Source organism: Mangrovivirga halotolerans, from assembly GCF_026241165.1.
Taxonomy (GTDB): domain Bacteria; phylum Bacteroidota; class Bacteroidia; order Cytophagales; family Cyclobacteriaceae; genus Mangrovivirga; species Mangrovivirga halotolerans.
On sequence record NZ_JAPFQN010000013.1, the window covers coordinates 43,907 to 69,976 of the forward strand.

The 26,070-nt window shown below is 37.2% G+C and carries 21 protein-coding genes and 1 tRNA gene; 13 read left to right on the forward strand and 9 right to left on the reverse strand.

The window, feature by feature from the left end; all coding sequences use genetic code 11:
• Positions 1 to 51: 51 nt before the first annotated feature.
• Positions 52 to 1,677 carry an amidase gene (locus OO013_RS19155; protein WP_266058657.1) on the forward strand — a complete coding sequence of 542 codons (1,626 nt, stop codon included), beginning with the start codon at positions 52 to 54 and terminating at the stop codon, positions 1,675 to 1,677.
• Here the strand turns inward: OO013_RS19155 and OO013_RS19160 are convergent, their stop codons facing one another.
• Together OO013_RS19160 and OO013_RS19165 are read right to left on the reverse strand one after the other, a co-directional pair.
• Entirely contained in the window at positions 1,678 to 2,547 is an 870-nt protein-coding gene (locus OO013_RS19160) for a glycosyltransferase (protein ID WP_266058660.1), read from the reverse strand. It lies immediately after the preceding gene.
• A gap of 1 nt (position 2,548) precedes the next feature.
• Positions 2,549 to 3,589, reverse strand: coding sequence for a glycosyltransferase family protein (locus OO013_RS19165; RefSeq protein WP_266058662.1), 1,041 nt, complete (start codon positions 3,587 to 3,589; stop codon positions 2,549 to 2,551).
• 244 nt (positions 3,590 to 3,833) lie between these two features.
• Here OO013_RS19165 and OO013_RS19170 point away from each other — a divergent pair, with 244 nt between their 5' ends.
• Positions 3,834 to 4,256, forward strand: coding sequence for a hypothetical protein (locus tag OO013_RS19170; RefSeq protein WP_266058664.1), 423 nt, complete (start codon positions 3,834 to 3,836; stop codon positions 4,254 to 4,256).
• 64 nt (positions 4,257 to 4,320) lie between these two features.
• On the opposite strand, the gene OO013_RS19175 is transcribed toward OO013_RS19170, so the two are convergent.
• The 5 genes from OO013_RS19175 to OO013_RS19195 form a co-directional block, all read right to left on the reverse strand.
• Positions 4,321 to 5,862 (reverse strand): YifB family Mg chelatase-like AAA ATPase, encoded by a 1,542-nt coding sequence (locus OO013_RS19175; RefSeq protein ID WP_266058666.1) that lies wholly within the window; start codon positions 5,860 to 5,862, stop codon positions 4,321 to 4,323.
• 349 nt (positions 5,863 to 6,211) lie between these two features.
• A complete protein-coding gene (lpcA, locus tag OO013_RS19180) occupies positions 6,212 to 6,790 on the reverse strand; it encodes a D-sedoheptulose 7-phosphate isomerase (protein ID WP_266058668.1) in 579 nt (192 codons plus the stop codon).
• A gap of 12 nt (positions 6,791 to 6,802) precedes the next feature.
• Positions 6,803 to 7,126 carry a hypothetical protein gene (locus OO013_RS19185; protein WP_266058671.1) on the reverse strand — a complete coding sequence of 108 codons (324 nt, stop codon included), beginning with the start codon at positions 7,124 to 7,126 and terminating at the stop codon, positions 6,803 to 6,805.
• An 86-nt stretch (positions 7,127 to 7,212) separates the two neighbouring features.
• Positions 7,213 to 9,057, reverse strand: coding sequence for an ABC transporter ATP-binding protein (locus OO013_RS19190; RefSeq protein WP_266058673.1), 1,845 nt, complete (start codon positions 9,055 to 9,057; stop codon positions 7,213 to 7,215).
• Positions 9,058 to 9,104: 47 nt separating this feature from the next.
• The gene (locus tag OO013_RS19195) at positions 9,105 to 10,781 is read right to left on the reverse strand and encodes a hypothetical protein (protein WP_266058675.1); all 1,677 of its coding nucleotides are present in this window, start codon (positions 10,779 to 10,781) and stop codon (positions 9,105 to 9,107) included.
• A 148-nt stretch (positions 10,782 to 10,929) separates the two neighbouring features.
• Between OO013_RS19195 and OO013_RS19200 the strand changes: the two genes are divergently transcribed.
• The 10 genes from OO013_RS19200 (at position 10,930) to OO013_RS19245 (ending at position 22,341) form a co-directional block, all read left to right on the forward strand.
• A complete protein-coding gene (locus OO013_RS19200; protein ID WP_137089775.1) occupies positions 10,930 to 11,175 on the forward strand; it encodes a type B 50S ribosomal protein L31 in 246 nt (81 codons plus the stop codon).
• Positions 11,176 to 11,283: 108 nt separating this feature from the next.
• Positions 11,284 to 13,326 carry a PAS domain-containing sensor histidine kinase gene (locus OO013_RS19205; protein WP_266058679.1) on the forward strand — a complete coding sequence of 681 codons (2,043 nt, stop codon included), beginning with the start codon at positions 11,284 to 11,286 and terminating at the stop codon, positions 13,324 to 13,326.
• 124 nt (positions 13,327 to 13,450) lie between these two features.
• A complete protein-coding gene (locus tag OO013_RS19210) occupies positions 13,451 to 14,881 on the forward strand; it encodes an ATP-binding response regulator (protein WP_266058680.1) in 1,431 nt (476 codons plus the stop codon).
• Positions 14,882 to 14,947: 66 nt separating this feature from the next.
• Positions 14,948 to 16,144: a GlmU family protein gene (locus OO013_RS19215; protein WP_266058681.1), complete on the forward strand. Its 1,197-nt coding sequence runs from the start codon at positions 14,948 to 14,950 to the stop codon at positions 16,142 to 16,144.
• A gap of 3 nt (positions 16,145 to 16,147) precedes the next feature.
• Positions 16,148 to 17,266 (forward strand): DNA polymerase III subunit, encoded by a 1,119-nt coding sequence (locus OO013_RS19220; RefSeq protein ID WP_266058682.1) that lies wholly within the window; start codon positions 16,148 to 16,150, stop codon positions 17,264 to 17,266.
• The gene (gene hemC / locus OO013_RS19225; protein WP_266058684.1) at positions 17,263 to 18,183 is read left to right on the forward strand and encodes a hydroxymethylbilane synthase; all 921 of its coding nucleotides are present in this window, start codon (positions 17,263 to 17,265) and stop codon (positions 18,181 to 18,183) included. Before OO013_RS19220 ends, hemC begins: the two co-directional genes overlap by 4 nt.
• A 1-nt stretch (position 18,184) precedes the next feature.
• On the forward strand, positions 18,185 to 19,069 hold the full coding sequence (locus OO013_RS19230; protein WP_266058686.1) for a peptidylprolyl isomerase: 885 nt from the start codon (positions 18,185 to 18,187) through the stop codon (positions 19,067 to 19,069).
• On the forward strand, positions 19,059 to 19,943 hold the full coding sequence (locus tag OO013_RS19235) for a peptidylprolyl isomerase (protein WP_305067258.1): 885 nt from the start codon (positions 19,059 to 19,061) through the stop codon (positions 19,941 to 19,943). Before OO013_RS19230 ends, OO013_RS19235 begins: the two co-directional genes overlap by 11 nt.
• Before the next feature lie 6 nt (positions 19,944 to 19,949).
• Entirely contained in the window at positions 19,950 to 20,882 is a 933-nt protein-coding gene (locus OO013_RS19240; protein ID WP_266058687.1) for an SDR family oxidoreductase, read from the forward strand.
• Positions 20,875 to 22,341 (forward strand): alanine/glycine:cation symporter family protein, encoded by a 1,467-nt coding sequence (locus OO013_RS19245; RefSeq protein ID WP_266058689.1) that lies wholly within the window; start codon positions 20,875 to 20,877, stop codon positions 22,339 to 22,341. Before OO013_RS19240 ends, OO013_RS19245 begins: the two co-directional genes overlap by 8 nt.
• Before the next feature lie 8 nt (positions 22,342 to 22,349).
• Here OO013_RS19245 and OO013_RS19250 read toward each other — a convergent pair whose 3' ends face one another.
• Both OO013_RS19250 and OO013_RS19255 read right to left on the reverse strand, forming a co-directional pair.
• Positions 22,350 to 22,685: a hypothetical protein gene (locus OO013_RS19250; protein WP_266058691.1), complete on the reverse strand. Its 336-nt coding sequence runs from the start codon at positions 22,683 to 22,685 to the stop codon at positions 22,350 to 22,352.
• Positions 22,686 to 23,077: 392 nt separating this feature from the next.
• Entirely contained in the window at positions 23,078 to 25,597 is a 2,520-nt protein-coding gene (locus tag OO013_RS19255) for a WG repeat-containing protein (protein WP_266058692.1), read from the reverse strand.
• Positions 25,598 to 25,731: 134 nt separating this feature from the next.
• Here OO013_RS19255 and OO013_RS19260 point away from each other — a divergent pair.
• A tRNA-Pro gene (locus OO013_RS19260) sits at positions 25,732 to 25,806 on the forward strand.
• Positions 25,807 to 26,070: the final 264 nt, after the last annotated feature.

Consider the following 26,070-nt stretch of genomic DNA (forward strand, 5'->3'; position numbering starts at 1 on the left):
TTGGTTGAGTTCGATTTTCTAACTATTTTAAAGAAAATCGAAATTCTAATCATGAAAAGACGTAATTTTTTAAAGAATAGCCTCTCAGGATCAGTTGTTGCCGGAGCTTTAAGCATACTTCCAGGTAGCAACATTTTAGCCTCTGATATCCAAAAACCTAATACCTCTAAGAATAAATATAATAATTTTGAATTTCTCGAATGGGATATCGCCCGTATGCGGCGGTCGATGGAAAGTGGTGATTTAACTTCTTATAAGCTAACAAAAGCATATTTGAAGCGCATTGAAGAGTTAAACCATACGGGCCCAGATTTAAAAGCGGTTATAGCTGTTAATCCAAAAGCTGAAGATCAGGCCAGGCAAAGAGATGCAGAAAGAGTTGCGGGCAAAACAAAAGGCCCTATGCATGGCATCCCGGTTTTGATCAAAGATAATATTAATACCGCAGGAATGCCTACGACCGCGGGATCATTGGCTTTGAGTAATCATACCCCCGGAAATGCTTTTATTATTAATAAGCTCGAGGAGGCCGGTGCCGTTATTCTTGGTAAAGCAAACTTGAGTGAATGGGCCAACTTCAGATCTGTAAGGTCTTCCTCAGGATGGAGTGGAGTAGGCGGACAGTGTAAAAATCCTTATTCCCTGGATCGTTCTCCATGTGGTTCAAGCAGTGGTAGCGGAGTTGCAGTTGCAGCAAATATGTGTGCAGTAGCTATTGGTACAGAGACCAATGGTTCCATAATATGCCCTTCGGGTATAAATGGGGTAGTTGGAATCAAGCCAACTGTTGGATTATGGAGTAGGGAGGGGATTATTCCAATTTCTCATACTCAGGATACAGCAGGACCAATTGCCAGAACAGTTTCTGATGCAGTAGCATTACTGGCAGCCTGTATGGGTAAAGACCCTAATGATCCAGCAACTCAGGAAATGGCTATTGATATGAATTTTGATGATGCCCTTGATGAACTTTCATTAAAAGATGCTCGATTAGGAGTGGCTAAAAATTATATGGGTAAACATAAAGAAGTGGATGCTGCCATGGAAAAGTCAATCCTGGCCATACAGGAGGCTGGAGCACAAATAATAGAGATCGACAATATCCTGGGTGATGATATTGATGATGCGGAAATGACGGTTTTGCTTTATGAATTTAAAGATGGATTGAATAGATATTTGAAAACCTATGATGCCCCGTATAAATCACTTGCTGAACTGATTGAATACAATAAAAAGAACGAATCATCTGAATTAAAGTGGTTTGGCCAGGAGATCTTTGAAATGGCAGAGAAAAAAGGGTCGTTAAATGATCAGGAATATTTAGATGCACTGGTTAAGATCCGGACAAACACTCAGAAAAAAGGCATAGATAAATATATGGAAGAGCATGATCTGGATGCGATAGTAATGCCGACCAATGCTCCGGCCTGGACCATCGATCTTCTTCTTGGAGATCATGGGTATGCAGGCTCATCAGGAGCTGCAGCGATGTCAGGGTATCCAAATATTACAGTTCCTTCCGGAGATATTCATGGCATGCCTGTTGGAATTTCTTTTGTAGGTCGAGCCTGGTCAGAGAAGAAACTTATCGGTTTGGCTTACGCTTTTGAACAACTAACCAATAAGCGTATGATACCACAATATCGAGAGTCAGTAAGTGCTCAGTCAGAAGAATGATTAGTTAAGAAGGTTATAATTTCGATATTCCCAAATATGATAGCCGGTTGTTTTTCTTATGAATTGCTTAAACTTTTCTTTGAAAGATAACCGGCTATATGAAAGATCGTGTTCAAACTTCCAGTTCTTTTGGTTAATCCTATTTTGCATGACTTTGGGATGTGATCCTATAAAGCGATCAAGTGCATCAATTCTTGAATAATCATATCCTTCATCGGTAACATGCTGCTCTTTGGCTTCCTCCCCCCTGTAGAGCTTGACAAAGTTTTCTCTTTTTGCAAGCATTTTTTTGGGCTCTTTAACCCAGCCATAGTGATAGATATACGCATCGACCAGTTTGACATTCAGTTTTTCATTGTCATTTTTTCGAAAGCCCTGGGCATCTTTAAAAGAATAAATTGAAGGGTCGTTTTTAATAATCCTGATTTCCCTGCGATACCAATTAGAAGAAGTGCCTATATAGTCATAAGAAGCATAAAAATGAAGATAATTAAATAACAAACCATCTACTTTGGGATTATCTTTCCATTTCTGCATTGCCTTTTGGACTTCAGGAATATATTTTTCATGCATTACTTCATCACCCTGAATATAAAAACACCAGTCGCTATCTTTTGATATATGTTTGAATGCTTTATTTGTTTCCGCTGCCAGTACTTTACCTCCTGCTGCCAGAGATTGATCCCATACGGTATCTATGATCTTTATTTTAGGGTCTATATTTTCAATAAGTTTCCTGGTTTCATCTTCTGAATCGCCTACTGCTACGACAACCTCATCACATAAAGGAAGGATAGATTTTATTGCTTCTTCGATGGGATAATCAAATTTTATAGCATTTTTTATGAAGGTAAAACCCGAAACTTTCATATTATTTTATTTTTAATTTTTTCATTGCTTTAAGCAACATTGCTGCCGAATGCCTGAAATGATGATCACGTTCAATTTTTTTCTTAGCCATATGTCCGACCATTTGCCCCATTTCGGGATCGTTTTTTAATTCAAGGATCATTGAAGCAATTCTTTCAGCTGAATTTTCTACTGCAAGTATATCCCTGCCAGGTGTAAATACCTCTTTTAATGCTAATGAATTTTTAGAAATTATTGGCTTTCGGCATGCAGCATATTTATAAAGGTCTTTTGGAATACCCAGATTGGATTTTTTAGAATTACCGAATATGCCCAGACAAACAGAAGAATAGTTGATCAGCAAGTTAAGTTCCTTTTCATCCTCATAATTAATCAGGTTAACATTTCTGATTTCATTATCAGTCATGTATTTAATGATTTTAGTTTGCTCACTATTAATTCCGGTAAGGTCAAATCTGATATTTTGACCTTTCAGACTGGCAGCAACATCTAGAATTAACAAAATGCTGTCCAGAGGGACATTTTCTATAAGGGTAAATACCCTGAAAAACTCATCAGGTAATAAATCCTTCAGTGGATGATAGATTGAAGTGTCTATTCCAAATGGGACTACAGAGATCTTTCTTGCTTTGACTCCCATTTTTTGCATGAAATATCTTTTATATTGCTTTGTTTCAGTAAATACCAGGTCAGCATATTTAAAAGCCCTGTAATCTTTATAATAATGTTTTGCTGCCCTGGGAGTATAAGGAATTACTTGTTTTTCATCATAAACCTTTGTCAGAAAATTTGAGATTTCCGGATCAAATAACACCGGGGCAAAACTTATTTTTTTTATCTGCTTTACATTTGAATGAGTAAATCCTGGCAGGAAAACAGCGTCAACATTGTGTGATAGCAAGGCAATCTTTTTAGCAAGCTCTACCTTTAAAGATCTGTATGGTAGTTCTATAACTTTGATGCCCAGTAGTTTTAGTCCCTTTATCAGGTTTTTTGTTTTTTCATGATCTTTATGATAAGCTCCAGTAACAAGTATTTTCATTGACTATCATTTGGGTTATAAATTCAATGATCCGGAATTCGATCAGTAATAATATAATACTTTTAATTGAGGATGGCTCTTTTTATTAAGTACTTGGAGCACTTTTTTCTATAAATAATTCAAAATGAATTTAGATGAATCCTATTAAAAATTATTTCACAATAAATATTCAGAAAACCCTTACAAGAAATGTGAAATGTTGAGAGTAAAATATATTTTGCAATTGGATTAAATCAAAACAGTCATGAAAAGAATTTTATTTTTTGGGTTATTTTTATATTTAGGTTTATCTTCATCTAATGCTCAAAATACTGGTTCATGGATGCTGCATGGAGGGCTTGATATCTATAAAACAGATAATTATGGATTATTTGAAAAAGCCCAGATAGGATTGGAAGCTGATTATTTTATCAGAGACAATTTTTCTGTTTCAGGAGGTGTTGAGATCTGGAGAAATACTACACGTTTAGCATTGGGGATGAGGTTTTATCCTGTTCAACCTGTCTATATAAGATTCAGAGGGTTGATCGGTGATAATTCAGATGCGAACCTTGGTTTTGGTTATGCACACCCTATTAGTGGAAATCTGAAATGGGATTTTATTGGTGACTATTATTTTGATCAGGGAGAATTTGCAATTCGAACAGGATTAAGTGTGATTCTATAAGATAATTTATTAAGATATTTTTAAACCGGCCATTGGCCGGTTTTTTTATGTTATTATATATTTACTATACTCCAATTCCCATCATCCTATCCAGCGATCGATACTGAATTGCCTCTGCTAAATGGGCTGGTTTAATGGTTTCACTTTGATCAAGATCAGCGATAGTTCTGGCTACTTTTAATATTCTGTCATATGCCCTGGCAGAAAGGCCTAATCTTTCCATTGCAGATTTTAATAATTCTTTTCCGGTTTCATCTACACGACACATTTTTTTGATTAGTTGTGATGGCATCATCGCATTATTATGGATGCCTTCCATATCTTTAAACCTGTCCAATTGAATATGCCTGGCCAGGAGGACTCTCTCGCGAATTGATTGACTGCTTTCTGCTTTACGCTGGGCGGTCATTTCGTCAAACGATACAGGAGTAACTTCGATATGAAGATCAATCCTGTCAAGAAGAGGTCCGCTGACTTTGTTTAGATATCGTTGAACTGCCATTTCAGAGTCCGGGTGCTCTTCTTCAGGATTGTAAAAGTCACCCGACGGGCTTGGGTTCATCGAGGCTATAAGCATAAAGTTAGCCGGAAAATCTACCGTAGCCCTGGCCCTGGAAATAGTTACCGTTCTTTCTTCCAATGGCTGCCTCATGACTTCCAAAACAGTTCTTTTGAACTCCGGAAGTTCATCGAGGAACAAAACACCATTATGAGCCAAAGAAATCTCACCCGGTTGGGGATGACCACCACCACCGACCAAAGCTACGTCACTAATAGTATGATGGGGGGACCTGAACGGACGGCTATTGAGCAATGAAGTTTTTTCTCCAAGCTTTCCGGCAACAGAATGAATTTTTGTTGTCTCGAGTGCTTCACTCATGGTCATTGGAGGTAGAATAGATGGTAATCTTTTGGCCAGCATGGTTTTACCTGATCCCGGAGGGCCTACCATGAGAACATTATGTCCACCGGCAGCAGCGATTTCCATTCCTCGCTTTATGTTTTCCTGACCCTGAACATCTGAAAAGTCTACGCCATATTCATTGTTATTTGTGAAATAAGCTTCATTTGGGTCTACTTCAATCGGTTCTATCTTTTCATAACCTTCAATGTGATCGATAGCCTGCCTGAGAGATTTCACAGGTAATACTTCGATGCCTTCTACAATCGAAGCTTCATGAGAATTTGCTTCGGGAAGCATGAAATATTTGAAGCCTTCATTTCTGGCCTGGATGCAAATCGGGAGAGCACCTTTTATTGGTCTCAAGGAACCATCGAGAGCCAGTTCACCCATTATCAGGTAATCTTCCAGTTTATCAGCAATTATTTGTCCTGAGGATTTCAACATTCCCATAGCGATAGTCAGGTCATAGGAAGAGCCTTCCTTTCGAATATCCGCTGGTGCCAGGTTCACAACGACTCGCTGCCTGGGAAAGTAATAGCCATTGTATTTAAGTGCGGCTTCTACTCTTTGTTCACTTTCTTTTACAGCATTGTCGGGGAGCCCGACCATAAAAAATTTATTTCCTTTCATTACGCTCACCTCGATCGTAATGGTAACGGCTTCCACGCCGTGGACGGCGCTGCCATAACATCTTGATAACATGTGTATTGGTTTTGGTTGTATAGTAAATTCCTTACTGAATGCTAATTAACAAGATATTTTTAAATAAAGAAAATAAATCTGAGGAAGGTTACGGAAGGGAGTATATAAAATCGCTAGTATTTTTTCGATCTTTTATTTTTAAGATAGCGGAATCTCAAAACGAGGAAAATTAAACCTAAAATTATGGATGCTTCAATGATCATTCCTGAGGTTGTAGATAAAAATTCCGGTAGATAACATAAGCTGGTAATGCACATGGTGATAGATGTTATGGGATGAATACCTATAAAAAGAAAAAAGCCTGACAATGTCAAGCTTTCTTAATGTTAGTTATTCTACTGGGGGCTATTTACCCGGCAGCCATTACCTTCTCTATCTTTTGAATCAATATATGAATGATCTTGATGTGGATTTCCTGAATTCGATCTGCATAGCCTTGATGAGGTACTCTGATCTCAATATCCGCTTCCTCAGCCAGTTTGCCTCCGGTATTACCACTTAAAATGATCACCTTCATCCCTTTTACTTTTGCTGCTTTTGCTGCTTCGATGACATTTTTGGAATTGCCACTGGTAGAGATTCCCAGAAGGATGTCATTTTTTTGACCTAATCCTTCCACAAATCGTGAAAAAATAAACTCGAACCCATAATCATTACCTACGCAGCTTATATGACTGGGATCAGAAATTGCAATTGCTGCCATGGCAGGGCGGTTATCCCGATATCTTCCTGATAGCTCCTCTGCAAAGTGCATGGCATCGCAATGAGATCCTCCATTACCACAACTGATTATTTTACCTCCATTTTTCAGGCTGTCAGACATCAGATTAGCGGCTTCAGCAATTTTATTGAGTAAGTCCTCGTTAGATAATACCTTCTGTAAAGTATGTAAGGCTTCTTCCAGCTCTTTTTTAATATCTTCGACCACTTATAATAATGATTATTGATTTTTTGTATCTGAATCAGAATTCCCCTGGCTTTTTACCTGCTTAGATTCTTCAGCCAGATCAAACATCTTGGCTTTTAATTCTGTTTTTTCTTTATCCAGCTTAGAGATCTTTTTATGTTGATCCTGCCAGAATTTTAAAAACAAAACGATATTAACCAGGAACAAAACCAATCCAAGATAAGCACCCGGTTTGAACAGGTAATCATATTTAAGAAGGTTTAAAAAACTATCACCTGTAGCTATTGTAGCAGCTATAATTACCGCTATATGAAATAGCAGGTAAACAATAAAAAATCCGATAGTAAATTTTTTCATCGTAATTAAATGCTTCAGTTCTGTGGTCAATATACTATCATATCGGTTAAGTTACCACCGATAGCTTAAGATTTTACTAGTTTTGATTATTCATGGAGACTCTGCATCTCAATTAATTTAGCATATAAACCCTTCTGTTCCAGCAAAGATTCATGATTGCCTCTTTCTATAATTTGACCTCTTTCAATAACAAGAATCTCATCAGCATGCTTAATCGTACTCAGGCGGTGAGCGATGACTAGAGAAGTTCTGTTTTTCATCAGGTTTGTAAGCGCTTCCTGAACCAGCTTTTCACTTTCTGCATCCAGAGCTGAAGTGGCCTCGTCAAGAATTAAAACAGGAGGGTTTTTTAGAATTGCCCTTGCGATGCTTAATCGTTGCCTTTGTCCACCTGATAGCTTTGTTCCTCGCTCACCTATGTTAGACTGGTATCCTTCATCAAGTTTTTCAATGAATTCATGGGCGTTAGCGATCCTAGCTGCAGCAATCACATCTTGCTCACTGACGTTGCTCATACCAAAAGCAATGTTGTTGAATACCGTGTCATTGAATAAAATCGATTCCTGGGTAACTATTCCCATTTGGGTTCTAAGACTTTCAACATCTATATTTCTAAGATCATTGCCATCTAGAGTAATTTTACCGTAAGTAGGATCATAAAATCTAGGTAAGAGATCGGCAAGTGTAGATTTCCCACCGCCTGAAGGCCCTACTAAAGCTACAGTCTGGCCTTTTTTGATAGTAAACGATATATTGTCGATGACCTTTTCGGTATCATAGGCAAAAGACACTTCATCATATATTATCTGATCGGAAAAAGCACCTATTTCGATAGCCTCAGGATTATTCTTAACTTCATTTTCAGTATCCATTAAATCAAAGATCCGATCTGCAGATACCAGCCCTCTCTGCAATCCTGTGATTGAATTACTCAAAGCTTTTAAAGGGGTCAGAATCTGGCTGAAAATTGCAAGGAAGCCAAATAATCCGGGAGGAGTTAATTCTCCTGTATCCTCAAAAATTAGTTGACCACCAATGTAGATCAACAGGGCTACTGTTGAAACTCCTAAAAATTCTGACATTGGACTTGACAGGTTATATCTTTTGCTGAAATTCCAGCTAAAACCTGCATACCTGTTAATTTCTCCCTGAAATTTTTTATTGATATATCCATTCGCGTTAAAAGCTTTTACCACCCTCATGCCTGATAAGGATTCATCCAGGATATTTGATATTCTTCCCAGGGTAGATTGGGTTCCTTTTGCCTGTTTTTTTAGTGCCTTAGATATTGTGCTAATAAGAATTCCTGATAAAGGAAGAATGATGAGGCTATATAATGTGAGTTTTACAGAAATGCCAAATAATGCTATAAAATATGCTATTATGAGGACTGGTTCTTTAAAAAACACTTTTACCGAATTCACAATGCTGTTTTCAACTTCTTGCACATCAGTGGTGATTTTTGACATGATATCACCTTTGTGTTCATTAGTAAAAAAACCGATATGGAGCTTAGTGACAGCTTTAAAAACAGCCGATCTGAAATTTGTGATTACATTAACTTTGGCTTTTTCAAGAGAAACCTGGGATAGGTACCTGAATAGATTTGAAAGAAATACAGAAGCAATTAATAAAGTACAAACATACTGAAGGGCACGAAGTTTCCCCACTGTATTTATATAATGTATTAAATTATAATAAAATTGACCTTTAAAAAATTCGATCAGGCCCACCTCTCCCCAAATTGGTTTAGTTTGATATTCACTGAGCTTTTGAGGATCAATTTGGTTGAATAAAACCTCCAGAATAGGCATTATCGAAAGCAAATTGAATAAGGAAAAAAGAGTATAAAGTATAGTACTGACGATAAAAACCGGAATAATTAAATTAATCGGTTTAGCGTATTTAAAAAGCCTCTTTAATGTCTTCATTCAGTATTTTTGTCAATTCAGGGCTGCAAGTTACATTTTTTAGTTCGCTAAAACAGGTTATTCTGTCTTGCAATGTTCCATCTCACACCAACGGATAGCCAATTTTCATTGAATTCCCCTAAAATTTCGTTTTCCTGGTTACGGATAGTATACCCTAAATCTATAAAAAGGTTGTTTTTTGGCATATAAGTTAAGAGAGCTTCACCTATAAACAATGAGTTGTTTACTCCCTGGCCTGTTTCGTTATCATAATTTTGTTCCCTGGTAATATTTGGTTTTAAAATATCACCTCCCCAGTTTCCACCATCTTCATCTGATCCATAATCAGAAATAATTCCGGTGAGAGTTAGGTCCAATCGAGGAATGATCTTATATCTTGCAATACCTATTAGTTCGGTAAAGTTTGCCCCTCTTGGGTGAGCAAGTGGCTGGCCATAATGGCTAAAGCTTCCATAGCTATCTTTGTGTGAATACATATAGGGTCTTGCCGTATTAAACTCGCCCTGTAGATCTAAATAAGGTATTCCGAATGCGTCAATATATTTCATTCCAACCTGGACAGCGTTTTTATTTGCCCACCATCCGTTATTATCAGTGTATTCACTTAATACAAATTCATCCAGAGATAATTGGCCATAAAATGAAAAGTGGTTTAAGAAATTCCATTTCCAGTCTAGCCCAAGTAAAACATTATCCTGACTACCTTCATTTTGTTCGATTGCACGGTAAAAAATAATCGGGTTTAAATAACCCAGTTCGATATTGGCACTAGCAGAATCTTCATAAATCACAACAGATTCAAATAATCCGATATTCAACGATTTGCCTATATCAATACCGATTCTATGCTGGGCAAGGTATTTTTTAGGATACCTGCCACTACCTGTTAACCCGCTTTGATTACCTTCAATATCTGCTGTTAGCTCAGCAAAAATATTAGTGTAATTAACTTTTCCCACTTCAGTTTCAAGCTTTAAAAAAAGCATCGGCGCAGAGAAATCTGAAAGAATCATACTTCGATATCCGTTTCCGATAAAAAGCCTGTCGTGACCAAATTGAAGATTGATCATATCTTTTACGAGATCAAAACTTATATAACCCCGAGCTTCAAAAAAGTCAACCCCGGTATCTTTAAATTCTTTCCAGAATCCCTGATTAGGAACTACAATATTTTCGTTGATGTATCGATTAATATATGATGGGTATCGGGCTTGATTTTCTGTCAGAGAGGTGAAAAAGGCTACTTTATTACCAATACGACCTCTTACTTTAACACCTCGTGTATTAATAAACAATGAGCCATCAGTTTCGGTGTTCTGATTCATGTAAGCCAGATGCAGGATCGGGTTGACATGCAGATCATACTTTTTTCCTTTATCATACCAGAAATCTCCTGGTGTTTTATAAAGAAAATTAAAAAGAGGTTTATCAGATTCCGGCGCGTCTTCTGAAATGTATTCCCAGTTGTTATAAAGTAATAGACTTGCAGCGATATCACTTTTTTCTGTAGAGTCAGCAACCATGTCATAATAGGCGGTATCGATTTTATCTCTACGATAAGTTTTCATTGTTGAATGAAAGCCCGGGTATTGTTTTCCGGTTCTGATTTCAAACCGATCTATCAGGTGGTGTTGATAGTTTCTTCGATCCAATCTTATACTTTGAGCCTTAATTGATAATGATAAAAAGAGAAAAGTCAGTGAAAAGAAAAATACCTGCCTCATATTTGTTATTTTTGCGTGTGTAAAAGTAATAATAGCACAATTAAAATTTAATAATACTAAATCTTTGTTTTATTTGGTAAACAAAGTTCATGTAGTTATCTTTGTGCCTCATTTTGAAAAAGGAAAGTAATTTAAAGCTTATATAATAATGAAAAAAGATATTCATCCGGACTATAGAGAAGTAGTTTTTCAGGACACATCGAGTGATTATTCATTCATGACCAAATCTACTATCAAGACCAACGATACAATTAAGTGGGAAGACGGTAACGAATATCCGTTGGTAAAGGTTGAAGTTTCATCTGCTTCGCATCCTTTCTACACTGGTAAGAAATTGTTCGTGGATACTGCAGGACGTGTTGAGAAATTCAACAAACGTTACAAAAAGAAATAATCTTTTTGATAAAGAAATTGAAGCCTTCGTTAGAAATAACGAGGGCTTTTTTTATTTAAGTCCTTTTGTATTGTGTTGATGTTATTATATTAAAGAAAAAAACATCCTATGAATGATCGGGCAACACATGAGTATCAGATTTATTCAAATGCAATAAGAAGGATACACGAGGCATTCACAAAGAACGTAAATGATCCGGAAAGGCAAGTTGAAGAGCTTTTGTTAATAGGGACACACCTTTTCGGGATGGAAAATGCTTCTTATGTAGAGATTATTGATGATTCTATTTTTATTAGAAAAATTGTCTCCACAAAAGAGGATAAACCCGAAGCTCCGCAAAAAATATTACCCTATAAAGATTCGATGGCTGAAGAGTCAATGAAATCAGATGAAATCACCATCTTTTCTGATCTCAAATCTGAAAAAATACCTGAAAAATATAAAGTTTACCTCCAAAATGATATTCGGTGCTTCATTCATAAGCCGGTTACAGTTTTTGGTCAAAGAAAAGGGTTGATTAGTTGGTCGGGTTCCCATGCTTTAAAATCTGTTTTGCTCGAAGATCACTTAAGAGATATCATTCTGTTAATATCCAATTCTATAGGCAAGGTGATTGAATTGAAAACCTCATCCGAAAGCAGGCAGCAATATCGTAAAGAGCTACAAAAACAGATGGAACAATATTTGGCTTCAGAAGAGCTCAATCAAATGGGGGTGTGGTACAGAGATCTCAAAACTAATGTTGTCACTTCTTCTAAAGGTGCGCTCAAAGCAGCTGGTGTTGATCCGGTTACTAATAAATCATTAAATCTTGATCAAGCTTTACGATTAGTCCACCCTGATGATATTAAAGAGATTGTAGAAAAAAGAAAGGAATCCTATAAAACGGGTAAAGCGTATAGTTCTGAATTTCGCATAGTAAATAATGGTGTTGAGGTTTGGGTTTTAATGAAAGGTGAACCTGTTTTTGATGAATCAGGTGAAGTGGTTGCGGTGCGGGGAACACTTCAGAATATTGATGAAGAAAAAAAGTTGAAGCAGGAGAGAGACAGGTATAAGTCTCTGTTGGAGGAATTCGTGAGGAGTAATCCTGTACCTGTAGCAATGTTTGACACCGAAATGCACTACATCATGGTTAGTAAAAGGTGGCTCGAGGATTATGATGTTGATGAATCCATTATAGGTAAAAATCATTATGAGGTAGTTCCGGGAGTGAAAGATGATTGGAAAAAAAGACATCAGGAAGCTTTAAGGGGTAAGAGAATGAATAAAGATAATGACTTTTTCCAATGGCCTGATGGTAACATTTCTTATATCTCATGGGCTGTAGGCCCATGGTATTATCCTGACAATGAGATTGGTGGGATTATTCTTTATGCTGAGGATGTGACGGAGCTTAAAAAAAACGAGTTGAAAATTGCTGAAATGGCTAACCAACTTTCTGAGTATTCCAGACAGCTTGAAAAAAGTAATACGGAGCTGGAAAATTTCGCTTCACTGATAGGTCATGATCTTCAGGAACCTCTCAGGAAAATAAAAGCCTTTGGTGATATGCTTAAGAGAAAGAATGAAGAGATTTTTGATGACCAGAGCAGAGAATTACTAGATAGAATGGTCGATGCTTCTGGAAGGATGCAGGATTTAGTTAATAAGCTTCTGGAGGATAGCAGGAGATCGTCAGGTGAAAAACGAAGAATGGTTGATGCCTCTTTTGTTATAAATAATGTGTTGGATGATCTCGAATTAGCAATTAGTGAATCAGAAGCAAAAATAAATATTGGTCTTGCTGCTAATATATATGGATCCTACCAGGAACTATACCGGCTATTCCAAAATGTCATTTCAAACTCTCTAAAGTATCGGGAAAAGAGCAGAAGGCTTATCATCGATGTAAATCAAGAGATAGCCGACGATAAATTAAAAATTAAAGTTTCCGATAATGGCATTGGGATAGATGTAAGTAATAATAATGCCCTTTTTGAATTTTTCACACGTGGTAAGAAAGACTCGGGAGTGCAAGGGTACGGCATTGGTTTAGCAGCGTGTGGTAAAATAATGGATAGTCTTGGAGGTGAAATTAGAATTTTACCACGTGAAAATGAAGGAACAATAGTTGAGTTGACGTTTGATAAATTTAAGTTGAAAAAATAATGCTGCTATTTTTGCAAAATTAATCTAAACCTTACATCAGCCTTAAATATTATATTTCCTCGTTATTTACCCATTTATAAATCATAATAACTGATTAATTTGAGGATGAAATCAAATTGCATACATGTCAACTAAAATTCTTCTTATTGATGATGACTACGAAGATTTTTTAATCATTCAAGACCTTCTTCAATCATCGAAACTAAAAGACTTTGAATTATCCTGGAATGACAATTCTTCGGATGCACTGGAGTCATTTTGCGAAAACCGGTATGATGTTTACCTTCTTGATTACAGGATTGGGGAACAAAATGGATTGACTGTGTTAAAAGATGCAATAGATTGTGGGTGTACGAATCCCATCATTCTGTTAACAGGATATTCAAATGAAATGCTGGAAAAAGAGGCAATTAATGCAGGTGCGGCTGATTATTTATTAAAAAATGATATCACCGGTGACCAGCTATATCGCTCAATCTGGTATTCCATCGAACGGACAAAATTGGAGAAACAAGTTTATCTGGTAAGAGAAAGAGCCAAAAGTCCTAATGGAATTTTAATTCTCAATACAAATAACCAGGTGGTGTATGCTAATGAAGCTGCAACAATTTTTCTTAATGCTAACATGAATGAGTTGAGCAATATGCATCTTCACTTTGACTTTAAGCCTAATCAAAATCACGAAGTAGAAATTACTACCAGAAACGGAAGTCTTGGGGTTGGAGAGATAAGAACGATGGATATTGATTATGAAGGTCAGAAAGCTTCCCTGATAACCATTATAGATATTACCGGTCACAAGCAGTTACAAAATAACTTGCTCACTGTGAATTCAAGGCTCGAAAAGCAGAATAATTACCTTAGGCAATTTGCCTACATAGCTTCACATGATCTTAAAAGCCCTGTAAATAATATTCTTTCTTTATTAGATCTTTTAAATATAGAAAGTAAACTTGATGACTCTGAATTAGAGCTATTCAATGCATTAAAGAAAGCCAGTAATAAGCTGGAGAGGTCTATTCAGGAAATGATCATGCTGCTAAAAGACCATAAGGAGGATAGTGAAATTGATGAGAATAAGGTAGATATATACGAGGTTTACGAAGATATCAAGGAATCGATTTATGAACAGATCGAACACTCTGGTGCTCAAATCGAAGTTGATTTCTCAGAGTTCAATCAAATAGGATATAACAGAGTTCATCTTAGAAGCATCTTATTAAATTTAGTTACCAACGCCATTAAATATCGAAATCCGGAAAAAGATCTGAAAATTGAGATCTGTACAGGAATTAAGGAAGGTAGAAAATATCTCCAGGTTAAGGACAATGGGAGAGGAATTGATTTAGATAAACATGGTGCAGCATTATTCGGATTATTTACAAGATTTAACCGGGATATAGAAGGGTCAGGAATCGGACTATACTCCGTGAAATCGATTGCTGAATCTTATGGAGGATCAATCGCTGTTAAAAGTACCCCCGGAAAAGGAGCCACCTTCAGGATTTTTCTTCATGATAAAATCAAATCACCCATGAAGGTTTTGGAAACTTAATATTCTTTCTGCGTCCTTTTATTGTAATTTCTTATAGATTGCGTTCAGTATTTTTATTTTTGCTATATGAATATTGTACTGTTCGACAACCCCACTACTCGTAAGAGGTTATTACCTTTTACCTTCACAAGACCTGTAGCAGAGATCCGGGTAGGAATTCTCACAATTGCAGATAAATGGAGTAAAAGACTCGATGAGAATATTTCTTATCTTACTGAGTCGTACCTTTCTAAAAAGTTCCCACTTCAAACCGACGAAGAAAACATATATATCGACGGAGCCCTTTGCCCGACTGAAGCCCTTATCAGGGAAATCAAATCCCTAAATGATAATCGAGGCCTAAAGATCGGGGATTCAGTAATTGCATTTAAAAGTAAAAATAAGATTGATTCCTGGGATTCTCTCAATGCTCATTTGGATGCTTGCGAAGAATGTAGCGAAGAAGTAGAAATGATCGATGTCCCATGGAAGATCTTTCAACAAAACAGGGCTCAATTGGAATTAGATTATGTTTTATTGACCGATGGAAGAACTTCTGCTGAGATAAGTGATCCTTATACGAAAGTTTATGGTAAGGAAAAGATCTTTATCGAAGATGGTGCAGATATTAAAGCAGCAATAATTAATGCTGAAACTGGTCCGGTTTATATAGGAAAGAATGTTACGATCCAGGAAGGTGCTATGATCAGAGGAGCTTGTGCACTTCTTGATAATTCCTATGTTAACATGGGAGCAAAGCTCCGGGGAGATAATACAATCGGACCGTATTGTAAAGTAGGTGGAGAAATTTCCAATTCTGTTTTTATAGGTTATTCTAACAAGGGGCATGATGGTTTCTTAGGAAATTCTGTAATTGGAGAATGGTGTAATATAGGAGCAGATTCTAACAATAGTAATCTTAAAAATAATTATGCTAAAGTTAAGATCTGGAGTTATGATCGTGAAGGTTTTGTAAACACAGATCAGCAATTTTGTGGTTTGATGATGGGTGATCATACCAAGTGTGCGATAAATACAATGTTTAATACAGGAACGGTAACAGGTGTTTCTGCAAACATCTTCGGTGCAGGATTTCCACGTAATTTCATTCCTTCATTTTCCTGGGGAGGGCCTCAAGGAGTGTCTACCTTCAGTGTAAAAAAAGCTTTTGAGGCTGCAAGTATTGTCTTTGATCGACGAGGCAAAGAATTTGATGATACTGAAAAAGAAATTTTAAATCATATTTTTGAAGAGACGAGTAAGTTTCGAAATTGGGAGAAATAAAATATGCAGTTTAAAGAGATACCTGGTTTTAAAGACGAAAAAGCAGCCTTAATTCAGGCTGTAAAAAACAACCACCTTGCCCATGCCCATATGTTTGCAGGTAAACAGGGGGGTGCCAATTTGGCTCTGGCAGTGGCATTCGGTCAATATATAAATTGTGAAAACCGTTTAGAAAACGATAGCTGTGGGGAATGTGGTAGTTGCCGGCAATTCAGCCAGTATACTCATCCTGACCTGCACTTCATTTTCCCAACGGGAGGAACGGCGAAGCTTTCCTCAAAAGATGCTGTTAGTAGTGCTTTGATGACAGAATGGAGATCGTTTTTAAAAGATAATCCTTTTCCTGCTTTAAATGACTGGGCGGCATTTTATGGAGGCCAGGATAAACAATTGAGTATTTCTAAAGAAGAAGCCAGGAATATAGTTAAGAGCCTTTCCCTTTCTACTTTTGGAGGGGGCTACAAAGTTATGATTATATGGCTGCCGGAATTTTTACATCCCTCTGCAGCTAATGCTATTTTGAAAATATTAGAGGAACCACCCGGAAAAACAATATTCATCCTGGTATCGTGTGACCTCGAGGCAATTCTTCCAACTATTCTTTCAAGAACACAGATTTTAACTGTAGGAAATTTTAAGGAGGAAGAGTTAAAAGAACTTCTTGTCGCTAAAGGAGTTGATGAAGATCAGGCTTTCCAGTTAGCAAGGATTTCAGAAGGAAATGTCAGTAAGGCAATATCTTATATTGGCCAGGAAGATCAGGATACGCATAAACTTTTTCAAGAGTGGATGCGAACTTGTTATAAGCGTGATTACTCTGAACTGGTATCCTGGGCAGACAGATATCAAAAGCTGGGTAAAATGAATCAAAAAAGCTTACTGGAATATGGGTTGCATATGATGCGGGAAAGCCTTATCGGTATCAGTGGAGCCGAAGAATTATACAGGATGTCCGGAAGTGAGATGGATTTTATAAAAAATTTCCAAAAGGTATTAAATGCTAAGAAGGTAGAACGGGTGTATGAATTACTAAGTGAATCATTATATCACATAGAAAGAAATGTAAACGCCCGACTGATGTTTTTAAATTTATCATTAAATCTGGTTAAAGCGTTAAGGTGAAAGAGGTAGTAAAGATAGTAACGAGAAAAAGTCTGTTGGCAATGTGGCAGACTAACCATATAGAAGATCTGCTAAATAAAGCAGGTCTTGAGACCGAGATCATTAAACTTGACACCATCGGAGATAAGATTCTCGATGTTGCCATAAATAAAATAGGTAGTAAAGGGGTTTTTACGGAAGAGCTAGAAGCTGCTTTATATGCCGGTGAAGCTCATATTGCAGTTCATTCTGCCAAGGATATGCCCAGCAAACTACCTGAAGGACTTGAACTTATTGCATTTACAAAGAGAGAAAAAATGCACGATGTGCTCGTTTCCGATAAGGAAATCGATATGACATCCAAGTTGACCATAGGTACATCATCTACGAGACGGGTAGCGATGCATAAGCGTTTCAATCCTCAGTTTAACATTGTAGATATGCGAGGCAATCTGCAAACAAGGATTGCCAAAATGCGTGATGGTCAATGTGATGCCTTACATTTGGCTTATGCCGGTGTCCATCGAATGGGATATGAAGATCTGATCAAGCATCATTTTGATCTTTCAGTTTTCACTCCTGCTGTAGGCCAGGGTAGTATTGCTATTGAAGCAAGTACATCTCTAGAACCAGAACTTAAACAAAAGATCGTTGAAGCAGTAAATGATTCAGATACTCATGCTTGTTTAGCTGCAGAAAGAGCTTTTCTTAAAAAATTAGAAGGAGGTTGTAGTGTTCCGGTATTTGGTCTGGCATCTCAAATGGGAGACAAAATATCGTTGCGAGGAGGTATTGTAAGCCTGGATGGCCAGACAATGATAGATGATGAAATATCTGGCAGCATGTCTGAGAGTAAAGAAATTGGCGAAAAACTTGGCGATATGCTTATAAGCAGAGGCGGGAAAGAACTATTAAACGAAATTAAAAGAGGACTCTGATATGAGGATAATCAAACTATCTCTAACCTTATTATTTTTATTTGGGCTGGTAAGTGCATGTGACGGGCTTTCAGAAGAAGAAAATCCGATTGTTGTAATGCATACAGAGATGGGAGATATGACCTTTATCCTCTTTGATGAAACAGAAAAACACAGGGAGAATTTCGTTAAGCTGGCAAAGGAAGGGTTTTATGACAAAACCAGTTTTCATCGTATTATCAGTGGAGAAATGGTTCAGGGAGGCGACCCGAATACTAAGGATGAAGATCGGTTTAATGATGGCATGGGCGGACCCGGCTATAAATTACCTGCAGAAATATTTCCTGAAATAATCCATAGAAAAGGGGCATTAGTATCGGCGAGAATAATTGGTAAAGATCGAGAAGAAAAATTAGCTCATGGATCACAGTTTTTTATTGTATATGGTAAAAAATGGGATAACAATAAGCTGGATAGTCTCGCTACAGCAAGAACCCGGGAACAACAAGATTACTATATAGCCAAATTTCTTGGCGATTCTGTAAACACTGAGATCCGTGACAGGTTAATAGAACTTTCAAATAACAGAAATGCATCCCGGTTTAAGTCAGTTACAGATTCTATAAGAGAAGAGGTGATTTCTCAATATGATTTGAAGCCAATTAAATATTCTACCGAGGCCAGGACAGTTTATGAAACTTATGGAGGGATGCCAGAATGGGATGGCGATTTTACCATATTTGGACAATTAATCGATGGCTTTGATACATTTGAAAAAATAATGAATGCCAAAACCGGACCTAATGGAAAACCAGAGGAAGACCTGGTGATTAGTGTCGAGGTTTTTAATGAAAATGAAATTGCATTACCAGAAAATTATAAGGAGTATTTACCCAATGAGAATTAATTTATATTGCCTTTCGATTCTATTTATTTTTCTTTTCTCTAATACAGAGATCAATGCTCAGAAAAAGAAAAAGAAAGATGAGCTGGTAAGGATGCATACTCCATATGGAGAAATGCTCATTTTACTTTATGATGATACCCCCCTGCATAAAGAAAACTTTTTAAAATTGGTAAAAGAAGGGTTTTATGACAGTACCACTTTTCACCGGGTGATCAAAGATTTTATGATCCAGGGTGGAGATCCTAATTCTAAAGATACAATCCCGGGGAATGATGGCTCGGGAGGCCCGAGATATACCATCGAATCGGAATTTGGTGCAGGGCACAAACACTTTAAAGGAGCACTTGCAGCTGCACGAAAAGGGGACAGAGCAAACCCTGAAAGAGAAAGTAGTGGTAGTCAGTTTTACATTGTTGAAGGACAAAAAGTAGATTCCATTCAATTAGTAAAGCTTGAAAAAGATAAGAATATGAAAAATCTTTTCAGGATCATGTCTGAAGCAGCCAAGCAACCTGGAGCAGATACTCTGGCAATTAAATATCAGGAATACAGGGATGCAGGTGACTATGCAGCATTTGAGGAATGGTTGTTAAGTATAAAACCTGCGCTTTTGGAATTTTCTGATGATTATTACGAGGTTAATTATTCTGAGTCTGATATAAAAAGATACCAGGAAATTGGAGGAGCACCCCATCTGGATGGTGAATATACTGTTTTTGGGAGGGTGATAGATGGAATGGAAGTAATTGATAAAATCAGTGAGGTGAAAACTAACTATAGTGACCGGCCTGAAAAAGATATTAAAATAGCTGTCGAGGTAGAGGAGTGGAAAAGAAAAAAGCTGGAAAAAGAATACGGAGATATATATAATTAATTCGACATGACATCAAAAAAAATATTGATAACCGGTTCAAATGGCCTTCTTGGACAAAAACTCGTTGGCCTTTTGGCTGAAAATCCTGAAGTAGAATTAATTGCTACATCCCGGGGCGAAAACAGGATCAGACATATCGATCCGAAAAGTTATCAATATGCAAGTCTTGATATCACAAGTAAAAGTGAGGTCGACGAAGTTATAGGAATGTATAAGCCCGATGTGATCATTCATGGCGCAGCAATGACCAATGTTGATCAATGTGAACAAAACCCTGAAGAGTGCCAAAAGTTGAATGTCGATTCCGTTAGCTACCTCACCGAGGCAGGTTCAGAAATAAAGGCATTTTTTCTATTTCTAAGTACTGATTTCATATTTGATGGATCCCAGGGGCCGTTATTAGAAACTGACATTCCAAAACCGATTTCTGTTTATGGTCAGTCAAAGCTTGATGCTGAAGAAATTGTAATGGCTTATCCTCATAATTGGGCTATTGCCAGGACAGTTCTGGTATATGGATTGACTCCATCGATGAGCCGGTCAAATATAATATTATGGGTTAAGAAAAGCCTGGAGAATGGTGAGAAGATAAATGTAGTGACTGATCAGTGGAGGACACCTACGCTTGCAGAGGATCTTGCCGAAGGTTGTGCATTAATAGCATTAAAAGAAGCAGAAGGAGTTTTTAATATCAGTGGCGAAGAAATGCTTACTCCATATGATATGGCTATGAAAACGGCAGAATATTTTGGTCTGGATAAGACACTCATTCAGAAAGCAGATGCCTCAACATTTTCTCAACCAGCCAAAAGACCTCCAAAAACCGGTTTTGTAATAAATAAAGCAAAAGATATTCTTGGTTATGCCCCACATTCCTTTGAAGAAGGGATTTCTATTTTGGATAAACAGTTGAATGAATTAAATTCACAGGATGGTTGATTTTTTAATTGAGGAGGGATTTGACGGTTGGTTAGATAATGTGTTAGCACCGATAACTGATAAAGTCAATGACATTGTACTTTTTAGCATTCCTTTAACAGATTCTATTGAAATTCCGGTTGTGGTTGCATTGCTGCTTATTTCGGCAGTTTTTTTCACGATTTCTTTCAGGTTTATAAATATAGGTATGTTCAAGCATGCCATTGATGTAGTCAGGGGTAAATATGACAATCCTGATGACGAAGGTGAGGTAAGCCACTTTCAGGCTTTGACTGCAGCACTATCCGGAACTGTAGGTATCGGAAATATTGGAGGAGTGGCTATCGCTGTCTCAACTGGTGGGCCCGGGGCAACATTCTGGATGATTCTTGCAGGAATCTTTGGAATGACTACCAAATTTGTTGAGTGTACGCTGGGTGTTAAATACAGAAATATTTACAATGATGGCACCGTTTCAGGTGGTCCAATGTATTACCTTCAAAAAGGATTGGCTAAAAGAAATCTACCACGATTCGGTCGTTTTCTCGCAGTGTTCTTCGCAATTGCCTGCGCAGGTGCTGCAATAGGTAGTGGTGGCCCTGCACAGGTGAACCAGGCGACAGAGCAAATGATTGCCATAACAGGAGGAGAGAATGGGTTTTTATATGGAAATGGATGGATGTTCGGCCTAGTGATGGCTGGAATCGTTGCTCTTGTAATTATTGGTGGAATTAAAAGTATTGTTAAAGTAACTGAGCGAATCGTACCATTTATGGTAGGGATATATCTGCTGGCAGCATTTGTCGTTTTATTTGCCCATGCAGATGACATTATTGGGGCTATCGGGACAATAATCTCTGAAGCATTTACCATGAAAGCTGGAATTGGTGGGTTTGTAGGGGTAATGATCGTAGGATTAACCCGTTCGGCCTATAGTAATGAAGCCGGGCTTGGATCAGCATCAATTGCTCACTCGGCTGTTAAAACTGATGAGCCGCTTTCTGAAGGCCTTGTGGCATTACTTGAGCCATTTATTGATACGGTTGTTGTATGTACAATTACTGCCCTCGTTATTGTTGTGACTAATAATTACGACCCTAATGCAACCGAAGGTATTAGTTTAACTAGTAAAGCCTTTGGAAGTGTCATTACCTGGTTTCCTTATGTGCTTTCAGTTGCGGTAATCCTTTTTGCTCTTTCTACCATGGTAGCATGGGCATATTATGGATTGAAAGCCTGGACATTTTTGTTTGGAGAAAACAAAACAGCAGACCTCATTTATAAGGTGCTGTTTTGTGTTGCTGTAGTCATCGGTTCCTCACTTAGTCTGAAAGCTATGTTTTCCCTGGCAGATGCTTTGGTCTTACTTATGGCTTTTCCAAACCTGATTGGTTTGTATTTCCTCTTCCCCGATGTTGCCAAAGAAGTACGTTCATATAAGCAAAGGCTTCGCGATGGTATTATTAAAAAAATGAAATAGACCAGGATTTATTTCGCCGTTAGCCAGTGTTTTGCTTTTTCTGTATCAGTAAAAACTTTTACATCCGAACCTGTTATTCGAGCTAAAAAGTAGATCGCATAAGCATCCATCGAATTTAATGCAATGATAGCTCTTGCTTTTACATGAGCCCGGTATTTTATTTTGAGTAACCTGAAAAATGCACTAAAAACCGATTTTCTGGAAATAGTGGTCATTACCAAAGCTGATTTCGGATCACAGTATTTTAAAAAGGCATCCCGCTCAGTGGTACTTTCGTTATTGAGGTTCAGGTCTTCCTGAACGATCAATTTTCCGTTGTGTGTTATTAGTTTTATTGCTGACATAGACAGGTGGTTTTATTTCAAGGATACCTCCAATTTTCGTCAAATACCTTTCAGCAATGCTGCAAAACTTACCGATATGTGATATTTCCCCTGTTTTACGAAATGTTTTTATACATAAAATAAAAATTGTCTTTTTTTAAGAACGCGATGTTTTAAATAGGTTTAGCCTTTGTATAAAGGATTGATTGTCAGTTTTCTATCGTGTTTTTCATGTTGAAAACTTTAATTCTCAAGTGGTTTGAGGAGGTATAATATCGCCAGTTGAATTGAATATAATTGAGAAATATGAAGGTAAACCCCCGGGTAATAATTTTTTTGAAATAGACTCTTTTTGAGGTTTTGACTCTTTTTTAATGTGATTTTTATTAGAATAAAAAAATAATCTTACATTATTAATCGCATAAGATTTTTTCAGACGAACCGAGGTTTGAAGTTTCTTCTTTTAGCAGGGAGCCATTATTGTTAACATATCTTATAGATCTGTAACCTGCTTCTTCAAAGTCTCTATATGCAAAAAACACTATCTCTGCTTCATTACCTCTAAATTCGATTCCTGTATATTCCGGTTTAATGGTCTGTCCATATTTAGAAGAGGCAGCACCATATCCATTTTCAGTTAGAAAGATTGCCAGGCGTTCATTTTCATTTTTATCAAGATCATGCATTCTGATCGTTTTAGCCTCTATACCTGCAGAATCATTTTCATTGATATCCCACAATGTCCATCTGAAATTATTTTTAATCCATACCGAAGAATCATTCCATGACTTTAGGTCTTCAGAATCAGATCGATAAAAAAGAGATCCGTCGGTATTGAGCAAATAATGGTATTTCCCGTATTTTGTTAACACCCGAGCACCATCTTTCACTGGTAATTTTGAATATCTCGGGGCTACGACTTTATAATTTTTAGTATTTATCCAACCAAATTTCCCATCCCGAACAATGACCAGATTGTTATCGTCAAGTTTTTGAAAGCCATCATAAACCCCGGGAAGTAGCGTTTTTCCATCAAGGGTTTTAAGCATATAGTTACCTGAAGTAAACATAATAGAGATAACGGAGTCACTCATTATTGAATAACTTTTTCCATCTCCGCTGAAGACCTGTTCACCAGATGCATTATAGACGACCTGCCTTCTGCCTTTATAGGATATCAGGGCCTGATCATTTTCTTTTTTATCAGTGGTTGATATTAATTTAAAACCAGTGCCAGAAGTAAAATTTATTGATTTTTTGTTATTGAAATAAACAACCGGTTTTTCGTTAGTAACAGTAACCAGGAAGTTTTCTCCCAATATATATGAAGAATCTGTTTCAAGATTAAGTGGAGCAGACCATTTTTGATTGTAAACTACTGTGCTTGTATCATTTTTGGCCAGTAGCCATTTTTTACTATTAACCAGTTTATTATAAGGGTCGGTATAATTTTGCATGTTATCATATGCGAGTCTGTAACCCAGTGCATCTTTAACGACAATACCGAAAGGAGTATCATAGATCTTATTTTCAGCGGGTGATTTTAACCATTGCAGATTTTCATTAAGCACTCCAAATTGCCTGTTTTCATTTTCAATGATTAGTGTTGAATCATTTGCCAACTCATAGTCATAAACATTCCTTATCCATGGAAAAAAATCAGTTTTTATATTAGGCAACATGGATACATGACTTACTTTTAACTGATCATCAGTTTCATGAAAAATAAAGTCTTTTTCCGAGTAAAGATCACCGTCCACAATAGTCATTAAAAGTGAACCCAGCAGAGATCTGAATTCTATTAATCCGGATTTTCTTGCTGCAATAAAGTTTTTATGTGGGAAAAAGATCTCATCGTAAATAGGAGGAAGGATTATAGAACCATCAGAAAGTAAAAGGCCACTTTTTCCATTTTGAACGAAAGAAATGTAGGCCGGGGAAAGTTCAATAATATTTTCTGCAGGTCCACGGAAAACAAATTTCCCTGATCGATTGACCACGGCAGTGGCCTCTCCTATATATCCAATAATATATTTAGATTCATATCCTTTACAATTATCTGATGATTCCAAACGGTCGAAAATCGCTGGTACAATATATTCGCCCTGTGAATTAATCAGCCCGATCTTTGCATTTTGGGCAATTGGATATAATAATTCAGACTTTGAAGATTCATCATAATGAGAATTAACTATCAGCTTTGCTTTTTTTGCTAAGTTAAGATCAGGATACTGATTTGCCAGATATGACATTTTTTCTTTTGAACCGGAAATAGTTAGCAAATCGGCCAGTTTGTTTTCAACCTCTTGTATGTACGGACTATTAGGGTTTTTTCTTAGGAAATTGGCATATTCTTTTTCTGAGAACTCAGTAAAGTGCTGGCTAAATTCAAGGTCAGCCTGACGCCTTTTAATATTGCTTATATACTGGCTGTTTGGAAACCACCTCTTAAAATTATTGTAGGCTGAATCAGTATGAGTAGCAATGGCTGTATTATATGCCCAGTCTTCCCATATATTTTTTGCCTGTGATGAATATGGCTGTGTATTATGAATTGTAAGGAAGTTGAGGAACCTGTTTTGCGTATGTGGAGGATTCAACTGTTGAAAAGCCAAAGAATCAATTCTGATCTTCAAACTATCAGGATGAACTTCTTCACTTAGTTTTGACTCTTCTGTAGCAATGTTGAGGTATTTACTCAACATTGATGCAGCGCTATCCAGATGCTTAAGATTTTCGGGGTACATCCACTGAAGATAATAAGCAGTGGCAAGTTTAGTTTCAGGATCGTTGGGATCCTTATCATTTATTTTGAGGACATAGTCTTTAGCCTTGGCAGTATCGGCTTTTCCGACCAGTTTGAAAATTCTGTTTTGTGCTGAAACAGAAAAAGATAGAATTGCAAGTAGTATAAAAAATAGCTGGCGTATCATCATTTCTGGTTTAAGATTCGATGAAAGGATAAAGCTAATATTTTCTAAATAATAATACGATAATTTGTAATTAAGCTTGCGTAAATGGTGTAAGAATGCAGATATTTACCCTGAAAATACCATTTATATGAATTCGGGATGTAGCGCAGCCCGGTTAGCGCGTTCGTCTGGGGGGCGAGAGGTCGCTGGTTCGAATCCAGTCATCCCGACAATGAAAACCCAACACGGAAGTGTTGGGTTTAGTTATTTAAAGGCGGCAAGCCAAGTTACACTTGAGCTTGTGCCTTTAAATAACTAAACATTCCCGCGATAGCGGGATAGGTTTTCATTAGCACCGTTCCCAAACCTGGATCGCCGGCAGGCAATCCAGTCATTAAGTGATTAATGTATAATCTGGTTCGTGGAGACACGAACCAGGGCTTCACTAGAACTATGAGCCAAGCTCGCTTGAGCTCAACCCCCTACTAAACAAA